Source organism: Halomonas sp. A3H3 (assembly GCF_000982975.1).
In the GTDB taxonomy this organism is placed as follows: domain Bacteria; phylum Pseudomonadota; class Gammaproteobacteria; order Pseudomonadales; family Halomonadaceae; genus Vreelandella; species Vreelandella titanicae.
In genome coordinates this window covers 3,363,336-3,388,695 of sequence record NZ_HG423343.1, presented here as the reverse complement: position 1 = coordinate 3,388,695, position 25,360 = coordinate 3,363,336, and the positions used below count along the sequence as shown (strand labels likewise).

21 protein-coding genes and 1 tRNA gene are annotated in these 25,360 nt (G+C 55.3%); 6 read left to right on the top strand and 16 right to left on the bottom strand.

All coding sequences use genetic code 11. The features are described from left to right. Positions 1-53 precede the first annotated feature (53 nt). Positions 54-2,192 carry a TonB-dependent receptor gene (locus tag HALA3H3_RS15080; RefSeq protein ID WP_022522421.1) on the bottom strand — a complete coding sequence of 713 codons (2,139 nt, stop codon included), beginning with the start codon at positions 2,190-2,192 and terminating at the stop codon, positions 54-56. A gap of 282 nt (positions 2,193-2,474) precedes the next feature. Between HALA3H3_RS15080 and HALA3H3_RS15075 the strand changes: the two genes are divergently transcribed. Beyond that, on the top strand, positions 2,475-3,311 hold the full coding sequence (locus HALA3H3_RS15075; protein WP_022522420.1) for an ABC transporter ATP-binding protein: 837 nt from the start codon (positions 2,475-2,477) through the stop codon (positions 3,309-3,311). Here HALA3H3_RS15075 and HALA3H3_RS27935 read toward each other — a convergent pair. The 3 genes from HALA3H3_RS27935 to HALA3H3_RS15065 all read right to left on the bottom strand — a co-directional run bounded on the left by HALA3H3_RS27935 (position 3,193) and on the right by HALA3H3_RS15065 (position 7,176). Then, positions 3,193-3,561: a FitA-like ribbon-helix-helix domain-containing protein gene (locus HALA3H3_RS27935; protein ID WP_375340853.1), complete on the bottom strand. Its 369-nt coding sequence runs from the start codon at positions 3,559-3,561 to the stop codon at positions 3,193-3,195. The two genes, HALA3H3_RS15075 and HALA3H3_RS27935, sit on opposite strands and share 119 nt — an antisense overlap. Positions 3,562-3,600: 39 nt before the next feature. Beyond that, the gene (locus tag HALA3H3_RS15070) at positions 3,601-4,944 is read right to left on the bottom strand and encodes a serine hydrolase domain-containing protein (RefSeq protein WP_022522419.1); all 1,344 of its coding nucleotides are present in this window, start codon (positions 4,942-4,944) and stop codon (positions 3,601-3,603) included. A 168-nt stretch (positions 4,945-5,112) separates the two neighbouring features. Beyond that, entirely contained in the window at positions 5,113-7,176 is a 2,064-nt protein-coding gene (locus HALA3H3_RS15065; RefSeq protein WP_022522418.1) for a TonB-dependent siderophore receptor, read from the bottom strand. A gap of 218 nt (positions 7,177-7,394) precedes the next feature. Between HALA3H3_RS15065 and HALA3H3_RS26695 the strand changes: the two genes are divergently transcribed. Beyond that, on the top strand, positions 7,395-7,661 hold the full coding sequence (locus HALA3H3_RS26695; protein WP_022522417.1) for a hypothetical protein: 267 nt from the start codon (positions 7,395-7,397) through the stop codon (positions 7,659-7,661). 136 nt (positions 7,662-7,797) lie between these two features. Here HALA3H3_RS26695 and HALA3H3_RS15055 read toward each other — a convergent pair whose 3' ends face one another. From HALA3H3_RS15055 to HALA3H3_RS15035, 5 genes are read right to left on the bottom strand one after another with little or no spacing between them, the layout of a single operon-like run. After that, on the bottom strand, positions 7,798-9,024 hold the full coding sequence (locus HALA3H3_RS15055; RefSeq protein WP_022522416.1) for a metal-dependent hydrolase family protein: 1,227 nt from the start codon (positions 9,022-9,024) through the stop codon (positions 7,798-7,800). A gap of 35 nt (positions 9,025-9,059) precedes the next feature. Further along, positions 9,060-10,367 carry a TRAP transporter large permease gene (locus HALA3H3_RS15050; protein ID WP_022522415.1) on the bottom strand — a complete coding sequence of 436 codons (1,308 nt, stop codon included), beginning with the start codon at positions 10,365-10,367 and terminating at the stop codon, positions 9,060-9,062. A 10-nt stretch (positions 10,368-10,377) separates the two neighbouring features. After that, positions 10,378-10,878: a TRAP transporter small permease gene (locus HALA3H3_RS15045; protein ID WP_022522414.1), complete on the bottom strand. Its 501-nt coding sequence runs from the start codon at positions 10,876-10,878 to the stop codon at positions 10,378-10,380. After that, complete coding sequence (locus HALA3H3_RS15040) at positions 10,875-11,504, bottom strand: TetR/AcrR family transcriptional regulator (RefSeq protein WP_022522413.1); 630 nt, start codon at positions 11,502-11,504, stop codon at positions 10,875-10,877. The genes HALA3H3_RS15045 and HALA3H3_RS15040 overlap by 4 nt, the downstream gene beginning before the upstream one ends. Before the next feature lie 56 nt (positions 11,505-11,560). After that, positions 11,561-12,697 (bottom strand): C4-dicarboxylate TRAP transporter substrate-binding protein, encoded by a 1,137-nt coding sequence (locus tag HALA3H3_RS15035; RefSeq protein WP_022522412.1) that lies wholly within the window; start codon positions 12,695-12,697, stop codon positions 11,561-11,563. A gap of 173 nt (positions 12,698-12,870) precedes the next feature. Here HALA3H3_RS15035 and HALA3H3_RS15030 point away from each other — a divergent pair, with 173 nt between their 5' ends. Together HALA3H3_RS15030 and HALA3H3_RS15025 are read left to right on the top strand one after the other, a co-directional pair. Next, positions 12,871-13,593 (top strand): AzlC family ABC transporter permease, encoded by a 723-nt coding sequence (locus HALA3H3_RS15030; RefSeq protein WP_053857004.1) that lies wholly within the window; start codon positions 12,871-12,873, stop codon positions 13,591-13,593. Next, on the top strand, positions 13,590-13,901 hold the full coding sequence (locus HALA3H3_RS15025; RefSeq protein WP_022522410.1) for an AzlD family protein: 312 nt from the start codon (positions 13,590-13,592) through the stop codon (positions 13,899-13,901). The genes HALA3H3_RS15030 and HALA3H3_RS15025 overlap by 4 nt, the downstream gene beginning before the upstream one ends. A gap of 110 nt (positions 13,902-14,011) precedes the next feature. Here HALA3H3_RS15025 and HALA3H3_RS15020 read toward each other — a convergent pair. Further along, positions 14,012-14,088: transfer RNA gene (locus HALA3H3_RS15020), tRNA-Ile, on the bottom strand. A gap of 112 nt (positions 14,089-14,200) precedes the next feature. Between HALA3H3_RS15020 and HALA3H3_RS15015 the strand changes: the two genes are divergently transcribed. Beyond that, positions 14,201-14,791 carry a hypothetical protein gene (locus HALA3H3_RS15015; protein ID WP_022522409.1) on the top strand — a complete coding sequence of 197 codons (591 nt, stop codon included), beginning with the start codon at positions 14,201-14,203 and terminating at the stop codon, positions 14,789-14,791. A 17-nt stretch (positions 14,792-14,808) separates the two neighbouring features. On the opposite strand, the gene HALA3H3_RS15010 is transcribed toward HALA3H3_RS15015, so the two are convergent. The 5 genes from HALA3H3_RS15010 to HALA3H3_RS14990 all read right to left on the bottom strand — a co-directional run bounded on the left by HALA3H3_RS15010 (position 14,809) and on the right by HALA3H3_RS14990 (position 20,625). Beyond that, positions 14,809-16,620 (bottom strand): ABC transporter ATP-binding protein, encoded by a 1,812-nt coding sequence (locus HALA3H3_RS15010; protein ID WP_022522408.1) that lies wholly within the window; start codon positions 16,618-16,620, stop codon positions 14,809-14,811. 132 nt (positions 16,621-16,752) lie between these two features. Beyond that, positions 16,753-17,571: an ABC transporter ATP-binding protein gene (locus tag HALA3H3_RS15005; protein ID WP_022522407.1), complete on the bottom strand. Its 819-nt coding sequence runs from the start codon at positions 17,569-17,571 to the stop codon at positions 16,753-16,755. Then, positions 17,568-18,665, bottom strand: a complete 1,098-nt coding sequence (locus tag HALA3H3_RS15000) for a FecCD family ABC transporter permease (RefSeq protein ID WP_053857207.1) — start codon at positions 18,663-18,665, stop codon at positions 17,568-17,570. Before HALA3H3_RS15000 ends, HALA3H3_RS15005 begins: the two co-directional genes overlap by 4 nt. Before the next feature lie 38 nt (positions 18,666-18,703). Next, complete coding sequence (locus HALA3H3_RS14995) at positions 18,704-19,672, bottom strand: FecCD family ABC transporter permease (RefSeq protein WP_022522405.1); 969 nt, start codon at positions 19,670-19,672, stop codon at positions 18,704-18,706. A 53-nt stretch (positions 19,673-19,725) separates the two neighbouring features. After that, positions 19,726-20,625, bottom strand: coding sequence for an ABC transporter substrate-binding protein (locus HALA3H3_RS14990; protein ID WP_370657680.1), 900 nt, complete (start codon positions 20,623-20,625; stop codon positions 19,726-19,728). 302 nt (positions 20,626-20,927) lie between these two features. Here HALA3H3_RS14990 and HALA3H3_RS14985 point away from each other — a divergent pair, with 302 nt between their 5' ends. Beyond that, a complete protein-coding gene (locus HALA3H3_RS14985) occupies positions 20,928-23,060 on the top strand; it encodes a TonB-dependent receptor domain-containing protein (RefSeq protein ID WP_022522403.1) in 2,133 nt (710 codons plus the stop codon). 154 nt (positions 23,061-23,214) lie between these two features. Here HALA3H3_RS14985 and HALA3H3_RS14980 read toward each other — a convergent pair whose 3' ends face one another. Further along, on the bottom strand, positions 23,215-25,179 hold the full coding sequence (locus tag HALA3H3_RS14980) for a ligand-gated channel protein (RefSeq protein ID WP_022522402.1): 1,965 nt from the start codon (positions 25,177-25,179) through the stop codon (positions 23,215-23,217). Positions 25,180-25,360: the final 181 nt, after the last annotated feature.

The following is a 25,360-nucleotide window of genomic DNA, read 5'->3' as shown; positions in this document are numbered from 1 at the left end:
AGGCGCCGCCAAACAGTATCGAGCACAAAACATAGAAAATAGAAAGCGGCTGGCTAGAAATCCAGCTGGTACCCCAGCGTGAAAGTGCGGCCCCGCCCAGTGAAGTAGTACTCATCGCTGATGCGTGCGGCTTGAGAGTAGTAAGTGAGGTAATCCTCATCGGTGAGGTTTTCGATACCCACTGACACCCTGCCGGTGGGCAGGCGATAAGCTAGAGAAGCATCCACTAAGCCGTAGCCGTCAAAATCAAGTTCAGGATTATCGACGCTTCGATCGAAGTAGTAACTACCCTGCAAGCGCGTGGAAACGCGGTCGTTCCAGGTAGCGCTCCAGCCCAGTTTGAGCGTATCCGGGGCGATATTGATACCGGTGAGTTTGGTATCCACACTGCCATCGCCATCCTGATCCGACTTGCCCTCAGTGTGGGCATAGGAGAGCGATAGATCGTGTTTGTCCGCCACCTGCATGTCGCCGGTAATCTCAACGCCCTGGATTTCGGTCTTCTCACGGCTGCCTACCCAGGTGCCATTCTGCTCGGTAAGCCGCTGGCCGTAATCCGAATTGGACTCATAGTAGCTAATCTCTAGCCCGTAGCCATCCCAGTCAAAACGCGCGCCGATTTCCCGGTTATCGGTAACAATAGGCTGAAGTTGCAGCAGGGTATCCACATCCTGGCCCGCCGTGCCAATACCGCGCAGCACTCGGCCCACGTCGGGCATGCCGAAACCTTCCGAATAGTTGGCATACAGCTGAGCCCAATCAGTGGCTTGATAGGTTACGCCGACGTTGTAAAGCGTCTCATCGAAGCTCGGGTTGCCACCATCAACGGTAACGTTGTCCTGAGTAACATTGCTGCGGTCGATGGTTTGGAAGGTATCTACCTCAAGCTCAGCATGCTCGTGACGCACCCCGGCATGCAGTGTGAGAGGATCCGCGAGCTTAAACTGGCCCTGTAAAAAAGGCGCCAAATTACGATAGCGGCTTTCCGGCACATAGGTGCGCCCGGTATGCACCAGCATCTGGCTTGTTTCGTCTTCCAGCACGTCCAAACCAACCGTCACACCCAAACGGTCGTCCAGCATACCATCACGGTTCAAGGTGAATTTGGCGCCCGTTTTGTCAGATTCGTTGCGGGTCTGGTCATACTGGGTATCCCCTGCACTATCCAGATAAGGGAAAAATGGCGTAGTGGCAAAGCGTGCACGGAAGCGCTGACGATACACTTGGGCGTCCAGCTCGTTGCCAAACCAGTCAGCGTGAGAGTAGGAAAGCCGCGCCGAGGTCACTTCGTTGAACCCAGGCTCGCCATCACGACGGCCTTTGCGTGCCGTGGTGGGAACACCTGCAGAGCGGTCTCCTGTTACCGGTACGTAGTCGTTGCCCTCTTCCAAATCGAAGTGATTCAGCGAGAACTCAATATTCTGATTGTCGTCGATCCAGTAGCCCAGCTTGCCGAAAAGGTCGTAGCTTTCCGAGTTTTGCAGCTCGCCTGGGTAGGCGATACCGACCACCTCATCGTTGCCATCGTAAAAGACCCCGCGCTCCTGACGCGTCGCTGCGGCAACGAAATCCCAGTCGCCTTGCTGACCACTAATGCGGTAGTCCAGCTTGTGGCCTAGCCCACCGGATTGAAAATCATCGTCCGTGGTCAGGCTAATGCCTGCGTGCTGGCTAATGCCCCCGCCTTCGGCACGCCGGGTCACCAGGTTGATCAAGCCCCCCGTAGCACCTAATCCGTGCTCGGCGCTGGCGCCATGGATGACTTCAATACGCTCTACCATGGAAAGGTCAATGGTATAGCTATCCCGCGAGCTGTCGCGCAGGGGATTGGACTGCGGCACTCCGTCAATCAGGAACAGGGCATCGCGGCCGCGGAATGTCTCGCCCGCGTTGGAGAGCTTTTGGCGGCTGGGGGAGTAAGAGGGAATAAGATTACTGAGCACCTGGCCCGGGTCATCAGTAATCGCTAGCTGCTGCTCAATCTGCTCACGGGTAATGATCGTTACCCGCTGCGGCGTTTGGCCCGCTTCGCTATGGCTGCGGGTGGCCGTCACCACCATGGTCGAGTCGGCATCACTGGCGCCGCTTTGCGATCCTGTGGCAGCAGACTCCTGTCCATAAGCGTGGCTGGCAGCTACCAAACCGGCAAGCGTTACCGTAGGCCAAAATACCTGGCGTTTCTTAGTGTACATCTAGTTTTTATCCCCCTGCTTTTGAGTGAACCCTACTCTTAAAACGCAATCTACATCTAAATAATAATGATTATTTTATGCATATAAGTCACAAAGGTCTACTCAAGCGGAACGAACCGTTCAGGATAACGACACTATTTCTCCCCTTTCTTACCCCCTCTTTCCTCTACAGCCGACGTTTAAAGCAGTGAGCAATTGCTTGCTGAGCAATGGCAAGTATTGAAAATGAGAATATTTTGGCTTACGGTTCTGCCTGCTTAAACAACCCCAATGAGCACATTCATGACTCAACCTTCTCATCAGCCACCTCGCTTGACGGGCGAAGCCCTGCACGCGGGCTATGACACTCGGCGTGTACTGGATGGTGTCGACATTTCGATTGAGGAAGGCAAGCTCACGGTGCTTTTGGGGCCGAATGGAAGTGGCAAGTCGACGCTGCTAAAAACTCTTGCCCGCACGCTTACGCCTAGTGGCGGGCATGTGTATTTGGACGGCAAGGATATCCATCGCAGCAAAACGCGGGAGGTCGCCAAGCGCCTGGGAATTCTGCCCCAAGGCCCGGTAGCGCCCGAGGGGCTGAGCGTAAAGCAGTTAGTGGGGATGGGCCGTTTTCCACATCAGGGGTTATGGCAGAAAAATGCTCAGCAAGACGCCGCTGCTATTCGTGAAGCTATGGCTTATACCCACGTGACTGAGTTTGCCGAGCGCAATGTCGATGCGCTCTCCGGCGGCCAGCGCCAGCGCTGCTGGATTGCCATGGTGCTGGCTCAACAAACCGATCTGATTCTGCTTGATGAGCCCACTACTTTTCTGGATCTGAAGGTACAGGTGGATTTGCTGGAACTGCTTTCGCGCCTGGCCCATGAGAAAGGCCGCACCCTGCTACTGGTGCTCCACGATCTAAACCTGGCCGCCGCCTACGCTGATCATTTAGTAATGATGTGCGATGGCCGTATCGTTTCCAGCGGCGCACCCAGCAAGGTCTTTACCGCCACCAACCTTAAGCGCGTGTTCGACCTGGATGCCCATGTGATCCACGACCCCGAAAGCGGCAGCCCGATTTGTGTGCCACGGAAACGCAGCCAATCCATTGCGAAAACGGAGACAGTTGTGCAATAACGCTGCGGATCATAAAAGTATAAGCCACCTTACGCAGGAGGAGGCGATAGCTAGTTGACACGTTTTGGCAATCCAGCCCGCCCTCAGTGGCAAAACGCTGATGGATACGACTTCCCAACCCACCCTTTTGCGGCTTTACTAGCGTATTGCGAAGAATATCTTCTTCCATAGAGAGCCCCTGGCTCGCCGCCTGAATGCGGAGCTGCGCTTTGAGGTCACCCTCTAAATTATGCACCGTAATAGTCACCATCATTTAATTACCCCACAAAGAAAAACTGGCAACTCTAGCCTACGGTGCATTCTCCAACAAATACTCAGCCACTGCTTGATAAGCTGGGAGCGAGGAGGGGTCGTTAGCAGCATTGCCTGCCACCGGGTGAGAGGCAAAGCGCACTATTACCATCTCCGCGGTGGGGTCGATATATATCGTTTGCCCATGCACGCCGCGGGCAGCGAAAGCACCATGATCATTATGCAGTGACCACCACATGCCACGGTAGCTGCCGCCGGGTAAAGTGCGGTAGCCTGCAGCGGAAAACGCTTGCCTGTTGCCCCCTTGACGAATGCGCTTTACCGCGGCAGCGGGAAAGAGCCGTTCGCCATTTATAACGCCTTCATTCAGCACCAACTGCCCTACTCTAGCCATATCTCTTAGGCCTGCACTTAAGCCACCACCAGCAAAGGGTGTTCCGATGGAGTCAACGGTAAAGTAGCCATCCTGCTCGGCGCCTATACGTTGCCAAATTCGCGACGACAGTAACGACGTCACCGACTCGCCCGTGGTGCGCGCAATTACCCAACCGAGCGCATCGGTATTGATTGTTTTGTAGCCAAACACCTGACCATGCTCACCTTCCGGCTGCACGGTGGCTAAATACTCATAGTAAGTGCGTGGCCCAGAGTAGCCTTCTGGCTTAGGAAGTGGGCTTGCCGCTGCGTTGTACGCCCATATTTCCGCACTGGGGTCGCTGTAATCTTCGCTATAGGCAAGGCCTGTGGTCATTTCTAACAGCTGCTGCACGGTGGCATTGCCAAAAGCGCTATTGGCCAGCTCTGGCAATATATCGCCGACGAGCGCCTCTTCATCCAACGCTCCTTCCGCTACCAGTATTTCCCCCAACAGGCCGGTCATCGACTTAGTCACCGACATTGCCCCATGCTGGCCCGCCTCATCTAAACAGCCTGCATAGTACTCATACACCACTTTCCCCTGATGCAGAATCAGCAAGCCATCGGTGTAATTCTCGTTCAAGGATGCCTGCCATGACATGGGTTCACTGCCGTCAAGCGGGGTAAACATCACATCATTGATAGCGTCATCCAGCGCGTAGGTAAGCGGCGAAGGTGATCCTAACCCACGGCTTACCTGTTTAGTGGGCAGCAATTCGCGGAAGTGGCACACCGTCCAGCGCATTTTAGGAAAGCTAAAGTAATTGGAGTCAGGTTGGCCAATTACCCGTTCAGAAACAGGCGGAAATCCCTGCATCCAACCCAAACGGTTGGGGTCTGACTCCTCGGCGCTTAACATGCCACTGTCATGTGTATGCGCGACGGCGGAGGAAGCCCAACCAACTAGTATCGCGTGCAGCGCAAGCGGAAAAACACTGTTAAATCGACGGATTAAACGTGGCATAACTGACTCCTGAGTTAGCTGTTCTGCATAGAAGAAGAGCAGTCAGCGTCCTCAGTATAGCTAGAAACACACGATACCGTACCTAGATATACCTCAAGCCCCTAAGACATAACCCAGATGCGCAAACGCCCGACCTATATGGCCGGGCGCTGTGGTTTGCAATGGGCTTTACCAACTATATTTCACGCTGCCAATCACACTGCGGGATTCACCGTAATAGCACCAGTACTCACAGCTGGCCACGTACTCTTTATCGGTGAGGTTGTTGACGTTGACCTGGGCCTGCCAGCCGTCAGCAAACTCATAGCCCACCATGGCATCAACCAGAGTGTAGCTATCCACGGCTGTGTTGTCGGCGACGCTAGTATCAACGGTGCTGCCCACATAACGTACACCGCCACCTAGCGTCACACCATTTAACGCGCCGCCGGTGAAGGCGTAATCCAACCATGTAGAAGCCTGGTGGCGCGGGATTAACGGCGCACGCTCATCGCCTTCCAGGCGAGCATCGGTGTAGGTGTAAGCCGCGGTGACTTTTAACGCATCGGTAATATAACCAACACCTTCCAGCTCAAAGCCTTGAGAGGTACGCTTGCCCTCTTGTACCTGGAAGCCTGCTGGAGAGGTCACTAGAGTATTGGTCTCTTCCAGATCAAAAACTGCCGCCGTTACATAGCCATCCCAGTCGAATGGCGCCAACTTAGCGCCTATTTCCCACTGACGACCTTCACGGGGATCATACAGGTCGCCCGCATCGTCAACTCGGCCCACTGGATCAAATGACTCGGTGTAGCTAACGTAAGGATTAACGCCGTTATCACCCAGATACATTGCGCCACCTGACCAAGACACTTGGTCGTCATCTGAGCGCTGAGTGGTTCCTGCGGTTTGATTACGGTTATCAGTTTCCGCTTGGTCGTAGCGTACGCCGCCCAGCAGCACCCAGCGGTCATCAATACGCAGCTGGTTTTGGGCATACAGACCAGTCTGCTCTTTATCGATTTCCCGAGTTAGCAGATCTTCTTCTGCAATCGGCGTAAAGTTGCCGTAGGTTGGGTTAAAGATATCAATCGGCTCGCCGAACGCATAGTTATCCCCTTCCTGACCACTAAGGCTCAAGTTTTGATAATCAACCCCCAGCAACAGCGTATTCTCGGTGCGATCACCGTACCAAGTACCCACCATGCGGTTATCAATCGTCCAGCTATCAATGGAACCATCGCGATAAACCAATCCACGGGATGCGCGTCGATCATCTACCATGGAAAGCGCATAGGTGCTGCGCAGCTCTAAGTCCAGTTCGCTGTAGCGCAGGTCTTGCTCAAACGACCAAGTATCGTTAATAGCATGGCGCAGTTCATAACCAAGCCCCCATTGAGTGCGTTCATCCTGATCGTATCCAGGTTCGCTCAAGTTGGTCTGTGGGTCTATGCGGCCAAAGGGGGTGTTTTCCGCAGTGCCATAGGGCAGCTTAAAGCCATTAACGGGAACGCCATCATCTTTTTGCACGCTGGCTAAAAAGGTAACGGTAGTGTCTTCACTAAGATCAACCGCCAGGCTCGGTGCAAAATAGTAGCGCTCGTTATCGGTGGCGTTTAAATCGCCGTCACGCTCTTTATATAACCCCACCAAACGATAGCGCACATCGTCTGACTCTCCCAGCGGCCCGCTGGTATCAATGCCGACTTGGCGGTGGTTGCGGTTGCCGAGCTGTAAATTAACCTCGCCTTGCGGCGTATCAGTCGGACGCTTACTGACCGCATTGATCAAGCCTCCCGGAGGTGCCTCACCGTATAGAATCGATGAAGGCCCTTTAAATACCTCGATACGCTCCAAACCATAAGGCTCGGGTAGCCACTGATAAAACCCTTCGCGGTAGATACGCAGACCATCTTGGTAAGTCGATTGATCAAAACCGCGCACCTTGAGCCAATCGGTATTGTTATCGCTACCGTAATGGCCCGACAACACGCCCGCACGATAGCGGAACGTTTCATCTAGCTGTTGGACGTTACGGGCTTCCAGTTCTTCACGGTCAACGCTTGAGACCGGACGTGGCGTCTCTACTAGCGGGGTATCGACTTTCAGCGCCGTGGCGGTAACCACCACAGTATCGTTGGAAGTGGTTTCTTCCTGAGCATAGGCAGATGCACAAAAGAGCGCCGCAGTGACGGGGATCAGTGCGGAAATTGAGCGCGCCAAAGGATGACGGGCAAACGGCAGACGAGGCATGATAGAGTCTCAGTTGGAATTAGGAGCAAAGAGGAAGCAGAGAAATAAGCATCATGATAATCGTTGTTATTAGCATTCATGATAGCGCTTTTGAATAGTTGCTTTCAATGGCCTAATGCGGGGATTTTCAACGCTGACTGAGGGCAATACCAACATACGTACTCTGCTCGTTCCCGCTGCCAATTAACTGCTTGTTGGGCTGCCGGAAGTCGAGCGAAATGCCTTTAGGGCTGCCTGCGATACCATTAGAGCTTGGCTTTGGCGAAGAACTGCTACAGCCCACAGAGGCGTTTACCCACGTCTACTTTCCCATCGATAGCTTCATGTCACTGATTGTCGTCATCGATACTGCAAGCGGCTGGAAATCGCGATGGCTGCTGATGACTCAGGATCGCGCTGGAACTGATCAGTTGCATCTAAATCGAGGCACTCCTGCGAGTGCTATAACGATGATTGCGCGTTATACGCCAAAATGTTACCGGTGATATAAAGAAAGGAAGCGTAACGCTTGATCAAGCATTTAATAAGCCCCCTTCCTCTGTAACGCCAACGGGCTAGGTAAAGAGGCCATTGGCTGGCCTCTTCATTACGCAGCGTTTTATTAAGCAGCATTAAGCCTGACTACAGAACATTTTTGTAAGCTACTCCCCCTTTCATAATTAGCATGAGCTGCTCATCGGGCTGAGTAAGAACATTAATATCGTCCAAAGGATTGTCTTTAAGCACGATGACGTCTCCCCTTGCGCCTGGGATAATCTCGCCAAAATCACCTGTGTGGCCATAGGCATCGGCAGCGTGGCTAGTCGCTGCCCGAATCAGTTCATCGGTTGGCACAACGTCTTTACGCAAATTAAACTCATTAAGCTGGTGGCGCTGCATCCGGCCCAGCAAATCGGAACCGTATAACATCTTAACGCCGAAACGTTGGGCCATTTCTAATGCCTTACCACCAGCATCCAAGACATCATAAACCTTGCGTTGTAGGTGCTCGGCCATGCCCGCTTCAACGCCCTCCTTCGCTAAGGCATCGTAAGTGCAGAGAGTTGGCGTTAGGTAAGCGTCGTACTCAAGGAATAGCCGACAGCTCTCCTCGTCCATAAGGTTGCCATGCTCAATGGTCTTGACGCCTCTGGGGATAAGCCGGTTGATAGCGCGCGCCGTATAGGCATGTGCCATGGTGTGAATATTGGCGGCAGTGGCTTCTTCCACAATGGCGTCAATTTCCTCAAGCGAAAACTGAGTGCTGTCGATACGGTCGGTCGGTGAAGAGACGCCGCCAGACGCCATAATCTTAATCTGGGTGGCCCCCTTTCTGATCTCATCCCGGGCGGCCCGGCGTACTTCACTAACACCGTCACAAACACGACCTAGACCCGCGCAGCAGAAGCAGCCTTCAAAGGTTTGCTGACCTGGGCCACGCATATCGGCATGGCCACCTGTCTGAGAGAGTGCATTCCCTGCGTACATGATGCGCGGGCCGACCAGAGCGCCTTCATCGACAGCCTTGGCGAGCCCGTAATCTGCACCGCCAGCATCGCGCACGGTCGTGAATCCGCGCATCAACATAGCTTCCAGCAGCTCGCTTGATTTGGCACCGACATAGAAAGGCGAAAGCGTCTCAAGCAGAGCAAAATTGGGTGTAATTGCCGTGACGTGTACATGCGAATCAACCAGACCGGGCATCAGGAAGTGGCCTTGAATATCGATGACGTGATCATCACTGCCCTCTAGCGGCGAATCGCTCACATCGACGATACGGCCATCCTGAATACGCACCTGCTGGTTGGCGAGTACTTTTCCGTTGCGCGTGTCGATAACGTTGGCATTTATAAAGCGTGTCGTTGTCATGAGTATTCCTTGTGAGTGTTCTTGTGAGAGTGGCGTTAAAACATCTTTTGCGGAAGGTAAAGCGAAAGCGCTGGAATCAGCACGATTAGCAATAGGGCAACAATATCCATAACGATGAACCAGGCGACGCCCTTAAAGACTTCAGACAGTGTGACGCTATTGCCCAAGGCACCTTTGATGACATACACATTGAGCCCGATAGGCGGAGTGACCAACCCCACTTCAAGCAGCTTTACGACGATGATGCCGAACCAGATCAAGTTGAGGTCTGCGCCTTCCACTAAGGGCAGAATTAACGGCAGAGTGAGGAGCAGTAAGCCTATGGAGTCGATAAACATACCCAGCACAAGATAGATCACTGCCACCGCGAGAATGATCCACCAGGTCTCGGTACTGACGCCGAGGATTATTTCGGAGAAAGCAGCGGGCACGCCACTCATGGCTAGAAAGCGGGTGAAAAACAGCGACCCGATGAGAATAATAAAGATGCTTGCCGTGCTCACCGCCGTGCGGATCAGTGCTTCCCGAATGGCTGAAAAGGTTAGCGTGCGACGTGCCAAGGCAATCAGAGCGGCAATGGAGGTACCCACCGCCCCCGCTTCGGTAGGTGAGAAAACACCCAGAAAAATCCCGCCAAGAACTGAGCCGATCAGCAGCGGCAACGGCCAGATATGCTTAAAGGCGTCCCACTTCTCGTCCCAGCTAGAGCGTACATCGGTGTTGCCCGCCAAGCTGGGGTTAAGCTTGGTTCGCACCATAATCATGGCGATATAAAGTAGTGCTGAAAGCACACCGGGAATGAATCCCGCCATAAACAGTTGACCCACTGACACCTGGGCATAAACACCATAGAGCACCAGCAACACGCTTGGGGGAATCAGCGAGCCGAGTGTTCCAGAGGCGGCGACGGTACCGGTGGCCAACCCCTTGTCGTAGTTATGCTTGAGCATTTCGGGCACGGCAATCCGCGACATGGCCGCCGATGTTGCGACGCTAGAACCGGAGGCCGCAGCAAAGAAAGCAGAGGCCATAACACTGGAAACGGCCAGGCCGCCTGGCAAGCGCGCCAGATAAAGGCGCATGGCATGAAACAGACCTTGGGTCATATTGGTGCTGGTACACAAATAGCCCATAAACAGGAACATAGGTGCCGCAGTCAGTTCCCAGGTACCTGCAAAGTCAAACGGAGTGGCCGAAATCATGCCCCAGGCCACACGCATGCTGGTCATTTCACCAATGCCAATGATCGAAACCAACCCCAGCGCAACGCCGATTGGTACGCGCAGGGCGATCAGGGCCAAGGCGATGGCAATGCCTGCCACGCCTATCTCGATATTACTCATTAGGAAGCTCCTACAGGGCTTGGCGTTGTTGCAGCGCCTTAATCATGTTGGCGAGGATGGCCAGGCACATAGCTGCAAAGCCAACCGGTAACGCCCAGCGGCTGGGCCATAAATAGAAGGTAAAATTAGCCATGGCCGTTTCCATTCGAACCGTAGCGCGTACGGCATCTAGATAGCTCTGGTAGCAGAGCATGCCGAAATAGAGGAGCCCAAGGGTGCTGGCAAATAGATAAAGCGTTAGTTGGGCAATAGGCGGAAGCCTTCCCACCAGCACATCCACGCTGATGTGTTCCCGCTGAAGCTCCACATAGGCGAGGGGCAGAAAGACGACGGCGACCATGTAGTAAAAAGACACAAACTCCAGGGTGCCGGTAAATGACTTTCCGAATAAGTAGCGCAGCCCAACATCGAGTGAGACATGCAGTGCCATAAGCACCAGAAAGAGGGCCGCCAGCACCATGGCACTTTTGGCGACCCACTGGCTCAGTGATTCGACGTGTTTGGCCATCATGCGGGCTCACTCCTCTGCGCATCCGGGGCAGAAAAGCCCAGTTCTAACAGGGTCTCTTTCCAGAACAGCAGCATGTCGCGGTAGAGTTCTGGGTCATCTCGCCAGATGCTTTGTGCCCCCATACCCCGCATCATGCACAAGGTGGCATTCAGGGCGACGCGATTCTGATGTGACGTGTGCTTGGCGCTGGCAACCAGTTGCTCCCAAATCTGCTCCAAAGAGTCATTGAAATTGGCTGCCAGCGGCACTAACACTTTCATTATGTCGGGGTCGGTACGCGCGTTAGTGAGGTATTCGAGGGTCACCATATAAAGGTCACCCTTGAAGTGCTCATGCAATGCTTTCAGTAAGTTGTCAAAGTTAAGCTCGCCTGCTTTAACCTTCACGGCCATCTCTCTTACGCTTTCGACTTCGCGACTCAGCAAGTCCTCAAGCGCCGCCTGCATCAATAATGTCTTAGAAGGATAGTGGTGAACTAAAGCGCCACGGGAAACGCCCGCCAGACGTGCGACATCCACAGTTGAAGTGGCACGAATGCCCTTCTCGAGAATGCACTCGATAGTCGCTTGCGTCACCCGAGCCTGGGTTTGGCGTGAGCGTTCTTCTTGATTCTGTCGCTTCGTCATAGCGAACCCTTATTTGGCCTAGGCCGCCTCAATGCGGCGGCCTCAGTGTTGCAGCGTTAATAGATTCCGTAGTCAGCAGGAAGCTTGTTGTAGATCTCTTCCATGGCCAGTTCGGCCAGAGCCTCTTCGTCTTCGCGATCAACCTCGCTGATTAAGGCATCCCACTTTTCGTAGGTCGCGATAAAATCATCAATCAACGCCTCTGGATCTTCAACGCCGTACTCATCGCGGGCCTTATCGTAGACATTGGCCAAGGCCTCATCGCGGAAAGCCTCCACGGAAGCCATCAGATCATCTTCAGGCTCGTAGATATTGTTGCCGTGGGAGGCGGCTTCTTCCAGTGCGGCTTCAGAAGCGCCCAGATATTGGACAATCATGCGGGTCATTGCCTTGGCAGTCGCTTCTTTGAAGACATCACGTTCCTCATCGTTGAGGCTAGCCCAGAAGCCCGAATTGAAGCCCCACTGAGGGCCAGACCAATACATGCCGGTAGGCAGCAGCGTGGTGTGCTCGGCAACCTCCCACAATGACCGGTCAATCAAGTCGTTAGCCGCATTAGAGGCACAGTCCAACGAGCCACGATCGAGGCCGCTATACATCTCACTGGAAGGCACATTGACGGGCGTTCCCCCGGCTTGCTCGACCCAGGCGGAAACAGTCGAGCCAGCCGTACGAATACGTTTACCGCGTAGCTCTTCCAGGTTTCGGACTGGCTCGCGGCAGAACAGCACATAGGAAGGCGTGTTATAGGCGCCCAGGTAGACAATATCCAGCTCCTCCCACTCGGCTAGCTGAGTGGGATTATTAAGGCTGAAGTCTGTCACCGCCAGTATGCCAATCAGCGGGTCATCATAGTTAAACCCCAACTCCTGCACGGCATTCGCGACCGGCATTTCAGAAGGCGTGTAGATAGCCGCATGGTGAGCAACCTGAACCACGTTATCCTGGATACCCTGCAGGTTAGCCCGTGGTGCCAGCAGTACGGTGCCGGTATAAACCTCGGGTTGCAGTTCACCGTTCGAGAGCTCCTTGACCATTTCGGCCCACTCTATGTAACCGTAGCGGGAATGGGGGTGTTGTTGGTCGTAGAACGAATTGGCAATAAAGGATGTTGCGGCATAGGCTGAAGAAGCAACGACAGGCAAGACCAGCGCTCCAACGGCGAGTGTCAGCGTATTACGAGTGAAGTTCATATAGTTTCCCGGGCCGATTTAATCGGCTGTTTTATCTGTTGTATTGTTTCATCTTGTTGGCACGTCACCAGCTGTGGCGCGTGTTCATAATTCAATCTAGACTTCAAATAATAAAAAAACAAGCAGGTCTGTTTGTTTTTGATATGACCTGTTTCACTTAGAACGGTTAAGCAATGAAAATAAAAGAAAATCCTACTCGGCTGGATATCACGGGCACCTGGCGAGGGATCCGCATGATGCTGCCTTTGGCGGTTTTTACCATCGCGTTTGGATTGGCGTTTGGCGTAGCCGCCGTGCACCAAGGGTTGGCCGGCTGGGAAGCGATGCTAATGAGCCTGTTTGTCTTCGCGGCTCCATCGCAATTTGCTGCCCTAGAGATGTGGCATTCGCCTCTGCCACTGCTTGCTCTGGCAGCGGTCACACTCGCGATTCATACCCGGCATATGCTAATGAGTGCGGCGCTCTATCCCTGGCTCAAGGCGTTACCTCAACGCCAGCAATTCGCTATGGTGATTCTGCTAACCGACTCCAACTGGGCAATGGCGCTGGGAGAGTATCAACGCGGTGAGCGAAACCTGGGCATTCTTCTAGGTGGCGGGATCGCGCTGTGGGGCGCCTGGGTCGGGGGCACTGCGATAGGGCTAGCCTTCGGTGGAGGCATTACCGAACCTGAACGCTTCGGCCTTGATGTGATCATGCTGTGCTTTCTGTTGATGATCGTTGTAGGTGGAAACCCAAGAGCGGCAATGGCCCTACCCTGGCTGGCAGCAGCGGCGAGTGCATTAATGGCGTACTGGTGGTTGCCGCCTTACCTACATGTGATGGTGGGTGCCATTACTGGTGGCGTGGTGGCCGTATTATTACCCGGGCGCTGGTTAAGGGAAAGCGCCTCATGAGCTCATCACCCGTGTGGCAGCCGTTGATAGCTATCATGCTAATGGTGGTAATTGCTTATGGCTCCAGAGTGCTGGGGCTGCTAATCATGTCGCGTGTGCCGCTAAGTCCACGCGTGCGGCGATTCGTCGATGCCATGTCTAGCTCAGTCCTGATTGCCGTTATTACGCCTATCATCGTGCATGGTGACGGCGGCGTTCGGCTCGCGGCCATTGCCGCTGGCACGGTGGCGGTAGTATTGAGAAGCCCGCTGGTATCGATTGCCATGGGTATGCTTTGCGCTGCGGGTTGGCGCTGGTGGGTTGGGTAATATTGGGGGACTTGAAAGTTTTAGACGTGCGCAGGGCGTAACTAGAATCAGATATACAGCAGCTCCAGGGACTAATTACTCCCTGCTTTTGAAATAGGTAAATATAGAAATGGTGGGCCCAGTAGGACTTGAACCTACGACCAAGGGATTATGAGTCCCCTGCTCTAACCAACTGAGCTATAGGCCCGAAAAGCGTGCATATCATAGCGAATGTGGCCGGGTGAGGCTAGCCCCTTTGCGCTATCTTGATGTCATTACGGCACTTTATGTGGATTGGGCAGTCTGGTGAGTAGTTCTTTATGCGGAGACGCGCTGTGAAAGCATTGATTGCTCTATTTCCCTTATTGTTGGCGCTGCCCGTGCACGCTGATTGGCAGCTTGATCCTGGACAGTCGCGGGTGCAGGCATCGATTACTCAGTTGAACGGCGAAGCACCGCAAACTCATCACCATCAAGTGCGCGATCTGCAGGGTGATATCTCCAGCGATGGCACCCTGCGCTTGCCGTTAAAGCTCAGCCAAACGGATGTGCTGGAACGCTTTGGCGAGCTGCCACCTTGGATAGGTTTGCTGGCGAACACCACCTTGGTGACGCTAGAAGCGCAAATGCCGCCAGAACGCTTGGACGGTTTGGATATTGGCGAATCACTGGTGGAGACGCTGACCTTTAGCGTTCAATCAGACATGGTTAACCAACAGGAATCCGTGCCGCTGCGGTTTACCCGCGAAGGCCTAAATGAGATACGCGTCACCCACGCGGAGCCCATGGCGATGGATGGCCGAGCACTGATGGCCAACACCACGGTGCGCACCGTGATGTCGTTACTGGGCTACCAGGAGATTGAAGAGCATGTGCCCGTCACCCTCAATGCGCTCCTGGTTAATAGGTAATAGTTAATCAGTAGTCGTTAAAGGTTACTGAGTGCTTCCACATCCCCCGCCTGGGCTTCGCCGGTTTGTACCCGCCACTGGGCGGCGTAGTGGCCGTTAGCTGCCAATAGGCTGGAATGGGTGCCCCGCTCGGCCACTTGGCCTTTCTCAATCACCACGATCTCATCAGCATGCACAATGGTCGAAAGCCGATGAGCAATCATAATCACCGTGCGGCCATGGGCGATGCGCTTTAGCGATCGCTGAATGGCCGCTTCGGTTTCGTTGTCCACTGCGCTGGTGGCTTCATCCAGCACCAAAATAGGCGGGTCTTTAAGTAGCGCCCGCGCTAAAGAAAGCCGCTGGCGTTGGCCGCCGGAAAGCCGCACGCCCCGCTCCCCTACCGGCGTATCCAATCCTTGGGGCAGCGTTTCGATAAAGCTCCACGCCTCGGCGGTTTTTGCCGCATCGATAATCGCGGCTTCGTCGGCATCGGGCTTGCCGTAAGCGATATTGTCGCGAATGCTGCCTTCAAACAGGTAAACATCCTGGCTGACCAGGCCGATCGACTGGCGTAGCGAGTTCATGCTGACCTCGGTAATCGGCTGGCCATCGATGAGTACCCGCCCGTTTTCCGGGTCGTAAAAGCGCAGCAGCAGCTTGATGAGGGTCGATTTACCCGAGCCGGTCGCGCCTACTAATGCCAGAGTGTTGCCTGCCGGTGCGTGTAAATGAATGTTTTCCACGCCAACACCACTGGTAGCGTAGTGAAAGCTCACATTGTCGATGGTCACTTCGCCGCGCACCGGCTGAACGAGCGGGGTGGTGCTATCGTCCTTAACGGTAATCGGCACTTCAAGTAGATCAAGAATCCGTCGCGTGCTGGCCATGGCGCGTTCGAACAGGTCGATCACCTGAGCCAGGCCAGTGAGCGGCCAGAGCAGACGCTGGGTCAGGAATACCAACACACCGTAAGCACCCACATTGAGTGAACCGTTGAGCGCCATCATGCCGCCCACAGTAAAGGTGGCCAGAAAGCCCGCCAAAATCGCCATGCGGATCACAGGAATAAACGCGGAGCTAACCTTGATCGCCCTTCTGTTGGCTTCTACGTAGGCTTCGCTGGCCTCGCGCAGGCGTTCCGCTTCGCGCTCTTCACTGGTAAAGCTTTTAATCGTCGCGATGCCGCTTAGGTTGTTGGATAAACGGCTGGCTAAATCACCCACCTTTTCACGCACGTCGCTGTAGAGCGGCCCGGCTTTGCGCTGGAAGAAGAACGCCCCCCAAATGATCAACGGAATAGGTGTAAACGCCAGCAGCGCAATCAACGGCGAAAGCACAAAGAATACCGCGCCAATCACCACCACCGTCACCACTACCTGAACCATCGCGTTGGCGCCACCGTCCAGAAAGCGCTCAAGCTGATTAACGTCGTCGTTCATGGTGGCCACTAGCTGGCCGGAGCTTCTTGATTCAAAGAACGCCATATCCAGCCGTTGAGCGTGCTCGTAGGTATCTTGGCGCATATCCGCCTGCAAACGTTGGGCTAAGTTACGCCAGAGAATTTGGAACAAGTACTCAAACAGCGATTCCCCCGCCCAGATAACAAACGTCAGCACCGCCAGCATGGTGATCTGCTGTTGGGGCGTCTCGAAGCCGAGGCTGGCCACAAAACTCTGCTCCTGATTGACCACCACATCAATGGCGACACCAATCAGAATCTCTGGGGCAATATCAAACAGCTTGTTGATAATCGAACAGGCGGTGGCGGCAATGATGCGCCGACGATAGCCTTTGGCGTAGCGCAGTAGCCGCAGCAACGCTTGAAAACTGTGTGCAGGAGAGGACACGAGTGTTCCTTACTGAGGTTGTTATAGCTGAAATAGGTTTAGAAGCGATAGAGTAATGAAATCGCCCCGCTATCTCTAGCAGGGCATCAACTTAATGCATCTTTAGCAATGCGGCGAAAGGCTGGAGACTGCCTAGTAAGCAGGTGCCGGGGAGCGGTGCACATTGGCCAGCAAGGGGCTGCCGGTATCAGGGTCGGTGAGTAACGTGCACTCCACTTGATAGAGCGTTCGCACCAGGTCAGGCGTAACCACCGTAGCCGGAGCCCCTGCCGCGATAATCTGACCTTCGCGCATGGCGATGAGATGGTCAGCGTAGCGGCAGGCGCTGGCGAGATCGTGCAGCACCATCACCACGGTACGGCCGTGGTGGGCAAGATGTTTCACCAGCTCGAACACTTCAATCTGGTGGCCAAGATCCAGCGCGGAGGTGGGTTCATCCAGCAGCAGCAGCGGGGTTTGCTGGGCGATGGTCATGGCGATCCAGGCGCGTTGGCGCTGTCCACCGGAAAGCGCATCAATTGGCCTGTCAGCGAGTTGTTCAAGCCCTGCCGCCGCTAGCGCGTGCTGCACCACGCGCTGGTCTTCTGCTGACCACTGGCGCAGCCAGCCTTGGTGGGGCTGGCGACCAAAACGAATCAGTTCGGTCACGGTTAGCCCCTCCGGTGCGACGGCCTCCTGGGGCAGTAGCGCCAGCTGAGTGGCCAATTGGCGCGTGGGCAAGCGCTGAATATCGTCGCCATCGAGCAATACAGCACCGCTATCGGGTTTGTGTAAACGAGCAAGCCCGGCCAACAACGTCGATTTTCCGCAGCCGTTGGGGCCCACAATGGCGGTGACTTTGCCGCTGGGCAGGGTGATATCCAAGCCATCGATCACCTGCCGGGTGCCATAACTCATGCCGAGCGACTGCGTGGCAAGAGATGGCATAGTGGGTGTTGGAGATTGGCTCATGTGAAGCTCCGTTGCGGGCGCATTAATATCCAAAGTAACCAGGGCCCGCCGACCACGGCGGTAACGATACCGACGGGAATCTCGATCGGCGCCAGCAGCGTACGCCCGGCCAAGTCGGCGAGTACCATGACCAGCGCCCCCGCCAGCGTTGCCGCCAAAACCGGCACGCTACGAGAACTCGACATTGACCGGGCAATCTCCGGGCCAATCAGTCCCACCATGCCCACCGGCCCGGCAACAGCGACCGCTAACCCCGTCAAGGCGACAGATAGCAGCAGCACTTCCAACCGGCGTCGCTTGACGTTTACGCCTAACCCGCTAGCGGTAGCATCCTTGAAACGCAGTAGCGTTAGCGAACGGGCTAATGCCATGGCAGCGGCCAGCCCTAACGCCAACCCGAGCATGAGTAACTGCAGTGCGCCGCTGGGGCGGGCATTGAGCGAACCCACCGTCCATGGGTAAGCGGCATTGGCGGTATCAATGGCGACGCGCGCCAGCATCAATTGCGTTATCGCGCCAAACACCGCGCCCACGCCAATCCCCGCCACGATAAAGCGATACCCTTGGGTGCCGTTGCCCGCGGCGAGTCCGAAGGTGAGTACCGCTGCGGTGGTTGCCCCTGCTAACGCCATGGCAGGCGGCGCGATAGAAACACCAAGGCCTACGATGGAGGCCACTGCAAATGTCGTCGCGCCGTTATCAATACCAATAATACCCGGCGTCGCCAAGCGATTGCGGGCCAGGGTTTGCATCAGTATGCCGGCTAACGCGAAGGCCGCCCCGGTACTAACGGCTGCGGCCAAACGCGGCAAGCGTAGCTCCTGCACTACAAAGCTCGCCATTATATCTGCGTTGCCAAACAGTGCCTGCAGCACCGCCGTTGGCGCGACCTTAACGCTGCCCAGGCTTAGATAAAAAACGCTGGCAAGCAGTAACGCGCCAAACAGGCCCAGGTTAACGGCTACCGCTCGCTGCTCAAATAACAGACTGTTCGCACCGTTCCCGCTTCGCCAAGCGAATCGCCAGTAACCTTGCGGTGGCGGTACGTTGTTATTGCCGTCCGCGCGGAACTGGTCTTCCGAAGAGAAAGGCATAGACGAGCTTTTTATCTGCGTGGTTTTCATTAGCGAATTCATAGCATTGGTAGGCGGCGCGCACGTACAACCGCTATCAGTACGGGGGCGCCGCACAGCGCCGTGAGTACGCCCAACGGTAGTTCCGATGGAGCGACCACCACTCGAGAGATGATATCGGCCGCGAGGACGATCAGCGGCCCGATGGGCAGACAAAACCATAGCGTGCGACGAATATCAGGCCCGGCAAAGGCCCGTGCGACAAACGGCACCACCAACCCAACAAAGGCAATGGGCCCGGCGATGGCGGTGGCAGCCCCCACCAACAGCGCCACGCAGGCGATGACCAACCAACGAATGAGGTTGGGGTGGTGGCCCAAACCAGAGGCCACTCGTTCGCCTAGTGCCAGGGCAGCTAACGGCCGAGCAATCAGCGCAACCATCACTGACGCGACCAGCATACTGGGCAGCACGGCAAGCAGGTCGTCCAAGCGGCGGCCTGCCAAGCTGCCAATCACCCAGAAACGAATTTCATCAGCGGCACGCTGGTCGTAAAGCAGTATCAATGAGGTTAATGACGCCAACAGGCCAGAGAACGCAGCCCCGGCAAGCACGAGCCGGATGGGGTCGTTACCCACACCGCGAAAGCGCGCCACGCTCAATACGCACACGCAGCCCACCAGCGCACCTAACTGCGCGACTGAAATGCGTAACGTGGCGGCGCTGGCACCCAGCACTAAGGCCAGCGCCACGGCAAACGCCGCCCCCGCGCTAACCCCTAAAAGCCCCGGTTCAGCCAGCGGGTTGCGTGCCACCGCTTGCAACAAGGCTCCAGCAACGCCTAGTGCCATGCCCACGACAATACCAATTAAGGTGCGCGGTGCGCGCAGTTCCCAGACGATGAAGCGTGCTTCATCGTCCTGGGCGCCGCTGAGTAGCGCCAGGGTCCTGCCGGGGCCAACGCTACCTGCGCCGATTAATAAACTAACGAGACTCACCGCCACAAGGGCGGTGAGTAGCAGCAGCATTAGCGTTCGGGGAGTAGCACGCCTAACGTTAGGCGTTGCAAAACGTGGAACCGTCACGGCAACAGCGCTGCCTCTATATCGTCAAGAATCGCCTGGGCGGCCAGCGGGCCATTGGCACTTGTCCATAGCTGGCCATCTACCGGCACTACGTGGTCTTGCTGCACCACGTTTAGGCGCGTAAAGGCACTGCTCTGCTTGGCTGCGTCCACCGCCGCTTGGCCATCTTCGTTGAGCGTTGCCAGGAACAGCCAGTCGCCGTCCACTTGGGAAAGGTTTTCCAGGCTCAGCACATCGCTATGCACGCCGCGCTCGCCCACTAGGCCAGCGTCCTGAACATCCAGCCCCGCTTGGGCTAACAAACCTGCAGCGAAAAGGTTTTCCGACATCACCATAGGGCCACCGGGCATCCAGCGCACCAAGAAGGCGCTACCACCGACACCGGCCTCTTCCACTGCCTCGGCGACCTCGGCGGCGCGTTGCTCAACGGCCTCAATCGCTTCTGCGATGGCGGCTTGGCGATTAAGCGCTTCGCCGTAAAGGCGGGCTTCGTCTTTCCAGTTATCCGGCGCAAGTGGCTGAGTGGGTGGCACCACCGTAGGCGCAATACGTGACAGCAGTTGATACTGCTCATCAGAAAGCTGGGCGGGCGCCAAAATCAGATCCGGCTGCTGCGCCAGCACGGCTTCGATATTGATCTCGCGCACCACGCCCATAATGGCAGGCGTGTTCTCGCCAAGGTGCGCTTCAATATAGCTTGCCACGTTGTCGCCACCACGCGTCGTCACAGCGCCTAGCGGGTTCACGCCTGCCGCTACGGCAGCGTCCAAAGCGCCTTCGTAGAGTGTTACGACGCGCTCTGGGGTTCCCTCAACGTCTACGTCGCCAAAGGCGGTTTCCAGCGTGCGCGCTTGCGCAGTGCCTGCCACAAAAATACTTAGCAATACGCCGACCATACCTAAACGCCCGCTCTTAGCGAGGATGGCGGCCATTGATGTCGTTTTAACCAGCATAAGTTTCTCTCAATACGGTACCTTGGCAAGGATAATAACGATTCTCAAAAGCGCTTGCACTACTATTCCAGCGAATGGCGTGTTCCATTTCCTGCAACTCCTCCACCCTCTCACTGTTTCAGTATGCGCAACGCAACGTTCCTCAATCATTCCCTCGCGTTTGGGAACTTTTCTTTTTAGACTCCCGCCTTTATTTGATAATTAATATCATTGGCTAATAATTATCGTAACCAAGAGGGAATGACATGCCACGCTTTACTCGCTCTGTTCTGGCTAGTGCCGTCACGTTTGCTGTTTCTGCAGGCACAGCCACCGCTCAAGAAGATCAACAGCTGGACAATATCGTTGTCTCGGCCAGCGGGTTTGAACAGGCGATGGTCGATGCCCCTGCCAGCATTTCGGTGATCTCTCGCGGGGAGCTTTCGCGTCAACGGGTTACCAGTATTGCTGATGCCCTGCGCAACGTTGAGGGGGTGGATATCGGCGGCTCAGTGGGCAAAACCGGTGGTAGCAACATTAGTATTCGTGGCATGCCCAGCGACTACACGCTGATCCTGATTGACGGCCGCCGCCAGAATACCGCCGGCAGCGTGACGCCCAATGGGTTTGGCGAAACCTCCACCAGCTTCTTTCCCCCCATTTCCAGCATTGAACGAATTGAAGTTATCCGTGGGCCGATGTCGACACTATATGGCTCTGACGCCATGGGTGGGGTAATCAACATTATTACCCGCCGGGTTGGCCGCGAGTGGACTGGCTCTATCGGGGTCGAAAACACCTTTAACGAAGATCGCGATTTTGGCGATCGTCGCGAGATCAACCTGTATACCAGCGGCCCTTTGGTGGAAGATACCCTTGGCCTTCAACTGCGTGGCCGGGTTTATGAGCGCGATGCTTCTGAACTCACCTACACCGACGGTGACGGCAATCCTATTGAGGTCAGCCAGCGCGGCCCCAGCCCGGTGGAAGGCGATACCTACAACATCGGCGGCAAGCTAACCTGGACACCCTCTGATAGCCATGACCTGTGGCTAGATGGTGAAGTCAATCGTCAACGCTATAACAACGACGAGTGCCAGCTAGGCACCCTGGATGGACGCACCCGCAGCTGCGCGCCCGCCCCTGGCAGCGCCACCGGCTATTCGGATGAACTCCGTTTTGAGCGCGAGCAAATCGCCATTGGCCACACTGGACGTTTTGCCTCGGGTACGTTGGAATCCAGCCTGATGCGCAATACCACCGAAACCAAAGGACGCACGATTCCTGGTGATGTTGGCGTCGCTTACGAAGGCTTTCCTAGCATTGTCGGCGGTGCGCCGCGGGAGCTGGAAACCACCAATACCGTGCTCGACAGCAAATTCATCATGCCGCTGGGCAACCACATGACCACGTTGGGCCTGCAGTGGTGGGATGCCGAGCTTGACGACGGCTTGGCCGGTGAGACCTTTGCCCAAACCACCTGGTCGCTGTTTGCTGAAGATGAATGGATGCTGCGGGACGATTTGGCCCTGACCCTAGGCGGCCGTTACGATCACCACGACGCCTTTGGCAGCCAGTTCAGCCCGCGCGGCTACTTGGTGTGGAACACGACGCCCAACTGGACATTAAAAGGTGGCGTGAGCCGCGGCTATAAAACGCCCACGCTTAATGATTTGCACGATGGCATCAACGGCGTTACCGGCCAAGGCACCGTGCTGACCATTGGCAACCCGGATCTTGAGCCTGAAACCAGCACCAGCAGCGAGATAGGCGCCCATTACGACAACCAGCAAGGCTTTACCGCCAGCGCCACGCTGTTCCACAACCAGTTTGACGATAAGATTGCCAGCGGCAGCGATATCCTGGTGGAAAACGACCTGCTGATTCCTGACGGCCTGTATAGCCAGGATATCAATATCGATGAAGCGATCACCCAAGGGGTTGAGCTCTCTACCAGCTACCAGTTCGCTCCCGATTGGCACGTTAACGCTAACTACACCTATACCGATAGCGAGCAGAAGAGTGGCGATAACGAGGGTGAGCCACTGACGGATACCCCCGAACACGCCATCAACGCCACGCTGCGCTGGCAGGCAACGGCAAAACTGGACACCTGGCTCTCAGCTGAGTACCGCAGCGAACGCTACCGTAACCGCGAAAGCGTGCGCGGCGCCCCCTCGTTTGATGACCTGGGCGACTTTAAAGCCTATTCACTGTTTCACTTAGGCGGTAACTATGCAGTCACCAATCAGCTTAATCTGAGCGCAACCATCTATAACCTGTTTGACAAAGACTTTGTCGACTACCGCGCCTACGGCGATGGCTCCAGCTTTGGCAACGTTTACGCCAATAGTGAAGAAGGTCGCCGTCTGTGGCTATCCGCCCGCTACGAGTTCTAATCAATTTCAGCTCGCTACTGTTTCAATGCTGATTTCTGCCCCGGCCATGCGCTGGGGCTTTTTTGCTGACTCTCCTCTCCTTGCCTAGCAGCCAAAAAAGCGGCTATCGCTGGATAGCCGCTGCTGTACTGCGTTTATAACGGGAACCTAGCGTTTAGAAGGCGACGTTGAGACCTAACCAAACCCGGCGGCCATCTTCCACATAGCCGTACTCATCGTAGTCAATCGCTTCGTCGAACAGGTTGTAGATACCCGCGTTCAGTTGAGTCGATTCATTTAGCTGGTAGCCAATACCTGCATCTACAAAGGTGTAGGAAGGAGCCACAATGGCACTGCTCGAAGGGCCAGTAGTCGGTTGGCTCTCTTCGCCGCGGTAAGTGACTTTTGTCCATTGACTCAACTTGGCAGAGACTTGCCAATCTAACGAGGCGGATACCTGGTGCTTAGGCAGCTGTGTTAACGGCTCGCCTGCATACTCACCGCTTTTTTGCTCGCTATCGGTATAGGTGTAGCTGGCCGTTAACTCAACGGTATCGGTTAAAGGCGCAGCCACACTCGCCTCTACGCCCTGGGTCACCGCTTCATCAACGTTAACGCGATAAGTCGGGTCGCTGCCAAACTGGTTAGCGCCATCCGTACAGATATCGATGGGGCAAGCTATTCGGGTAATTTTATCGTCAAAGTCGTTATGGAATAGCGTGACGCTGCCGCTCAGGCCAGAGTCGTTGGCATAAAGCAGGGCCAGCTCTTTATTGAGCGAGGTCTCTGGCTCAAGGTCAGGATTACCGTAAATATTGCCACCACGACTGACCTGCCCCCAGTCGGGGGTGATCTCGCGCAGGTTGGGCGCTCGATAACCGGTTGAAACGCCGCCTTTCAACGTCCAGTCAGGCGTCATATTCCACACGCTATAAAGACGCGGGCTTAAATGACTACCGTAGTTGTCGTCATCATCAACACGTAAACCGCCGGTCAATGCCCAGGAATCGGTAAGCATCCATTCATCTTCAACAAAAATTGCCCATTGGCTATTCTCAATCTCACTACGATCAGAGTCAGGCAGTCTGTTCGTTGTACTATCTTCAAGCGACTCTTCCTCGTAGTTAGCGCCTAGCGTCACCATATGCATGCCTAGCGGAATGACAGCGCTGGTTTTGGCGGTAGTGTTGGTAATTTCAATATCCCGCGATTTATTTTCGCTGCGCTCACGCTGCAAGTAGGTTTCGCTGGTACCCCAATCGAAGCGACCACTGTGGGTTAGCGCAACGTGCTGATGGGTATAGTTGTTGTAGCTATCCTCACAACCACCGCGACAGCCCTCCGATGGCGCCGAGTTGCCCATCAGCGATTCGCGCTCCTGCTCCGTGATACCGGCCTCAAAAGTGAAGTCGTGGTTTTTTGATGCGGCAAGACTAAATCGAGCGGTGAGGCTTTGCAGGCTTTTATCTTCGTAGCCGTTAAGGATATTGTCTTCATCGCGCTGAGAGGCACGGCCATAGAGCTGGAGCCCTAAACGCTCCCCTACCAGCGGGCCACTCAGATAAAAATTGGCTTGGCGGCTATCGCCGGAGTCGCTGTCTTCCTGAAGCACGGTGTCGAGTTGCACATTACCGTGCCACTCCTGCGCAACCTTGCGGGTAATCACGTTAATGACCCCGCCGATGGCATCGGAGCCGTAGAGCGTCGACATTGGCCCACGCACTACTTCAATACGCTCAATAGCCTGTAACGGCGGCAGCCAGTCTTGCTCAAAACCTGCATCGCCATTAGGGCGAGACTCGCGGGAATTCTGCGGGCGCCCATCGACCAATATCAGGGTGTACTGGGAGGGCATGCCGCGAATAGAGATATCCTGGCCGTTATCCCCTCTCCCACCGCCGGTGACAATCACACCGGGCACATCGCGCAGCGCATCGGTAACACTCTGATAGTGGCCTTGTTCCAACTCTTCGCGGGAAACCACGCTGATAGACGCGGGGGCATTGGTAATCTGCTGTTCAAAACCTGACGCAGTTACCACCATATCGTCTAAGCGGGGCGCGTCTTGTGCCCAAAGAGCACTACTGGCAAGCGAAGAGATAGCGCTGGCCAGCAGCGTACGGCGCAAACAGGGAGACATAACTTCGTCCTTTATAGTGTGTGAGCAATGTGGGTAAGCATTTGCTCTATTAAATGCGAATTATTAGCATTAATATTTTTACACACTCTTTGCACACTGGGGTGAGACGGTACGTTCAGCATACCGGAACACAAATGCCTATTATTTTCATTCGCACCGAAAAATGGCACAATTAGCGCTC

Coding starts and splice junctions, on each gene's coding strand:
- HALA3H3_RS14980 (WP_022522402.1), bottom strand. CDS start 25,179: ATGTCTCCCTGTTTGCGCCGTACGCTGCTGGCCAGCGCTATCTCTTCG.
- HALA3H3_RS15000 (WP_053857207.1), bottom strand. CDS start 18,665: ATGCCTTTCTCTTCGGAAGACCAGTTCCGCGCGGACGGCAATAACAAC.
- HALA3H3_RS15065 (WP_022522418.1), bottom strand. CDS start 7,176: ATGCCTCGTCTGCCGTTTGCCCGTCATCCTTTGGCGCGCTCAATTTCC.
- HALA3H3_RS15050 (WP_022522415.1), bottom strand. CDS start 10,367: ATGAGTAATATCGAGATAGGCGTGGCAGGCATTGCCATCGCCTTGGCC.
- HALA3H3_RS15075 (WP_022522420.1), top strand. CDS start 2,475: ATGACTCAACCTTCTCATCAGCCACCTCGCTTGACGGGCGAAGCCCTG.
- HALA3H3_RS26695 (WP_022522417.1), top strand. CDS start 7,395: ATGCCTTTAGGGCTGCCTGCGATACCATTAGAGCTTGGCTTTGGCGAA.
- HALA3H3_RS15015 (WP_022522409.1), top strand. CDS start 14,201: ATGCGGAGACGCGCTGTGAAAGCATTGATTGCTCTATTTCCCTTATTG.
- HALA3H3_RS14985 (WP_022522403.1), top strand. CDS start 20,928: ATGCCACGCTTTACTCGCTCTGTTCTGGCTAGTGCCGTCACGTTTGCT.
- HALA3H3_RS15005 (WP_022522407.1), bottom strand. CDS start 17,571: ATGAGCCAATCTCCAACACCCACTATGCCATCTCTTGCCACGCAGTCG.
- HALA3H3_RS15070 (WP_022522419.1), bottom strand. CDS start 4,944: ATGCCACGTTTAATCCGTCGATTTAACAGTGTTTTTCCGCTTGCGCTG.
- HALA3H3_RS15025 (WP_022522410.1), top strand. CDS start 13,590: ATGAGCTCATCACCCGTGTGGCAGCCGTTGATAGCTATCATGCTAATG.
- HALA3H3_RS15045 (WP_022522414.1), bottom strand. CDS start 10,878: ATGATGGCCAAACACGTCGAATCACTGAGCCAGTGGGTCGCCAAAAGT.
- HALA3H3_RS15080 (WP_022522421.1), bottom strand. CDS start 2,192: ATGTACACTAAGAAACGCCAGGTATTTTGGCCTACGGTAACGCTTGCC.
- HALA3H3_RS14995 (WP_022522405.1), bottom strand. CDS start 19,672: ATGCTGCTGCTACTCACCGCCCTTGTGGCGGTGAGTCTCGTTAGTTTA.
- HALA3H3_RS15035 (WP_022522412.1), bottom strand. CDS start 12,697: ATGAACTTCACTCGTAATACGCTGACACTCGCCGTTGGAGCGCTGGTC.
- HALA3H3_RS14990 (WP_370657680.1), bottom strand. CDS start 20,625: ATGGTCGGCGTATTGCTAAGTATTTTTGTGGCAGGCACTGCGCAAGCG.
- HALA3H3_RS15055 (WP_022522416.1), bottom strand. CDS start 9,024: ATGACAACGACACGCTTTATAAATGCCAACGTTATCGACACGCGCAAC.
- HALA3H3_RS15030 (WP_053857004.1), top strand. CDS start 12,871: ATGAAAATAAAAGAAAATCCTACTCGGCTGGATATCACGGGCACCTGG.
- HALA3H3_RS15040 (WP_022522413.1), bottom strand. CDS start 11,504: ATGACGAAGCGACAGAATCAAGAAGAACGCTCACGCCAAACCCAGGCT.
- HALA3H3_RS27935 (WP_375340853.1), bottom strand. CDS start 3,561: ATGGTGACTATTACGGTGCATAATTTAGAGGGTGACCTCAAAGCGCAG.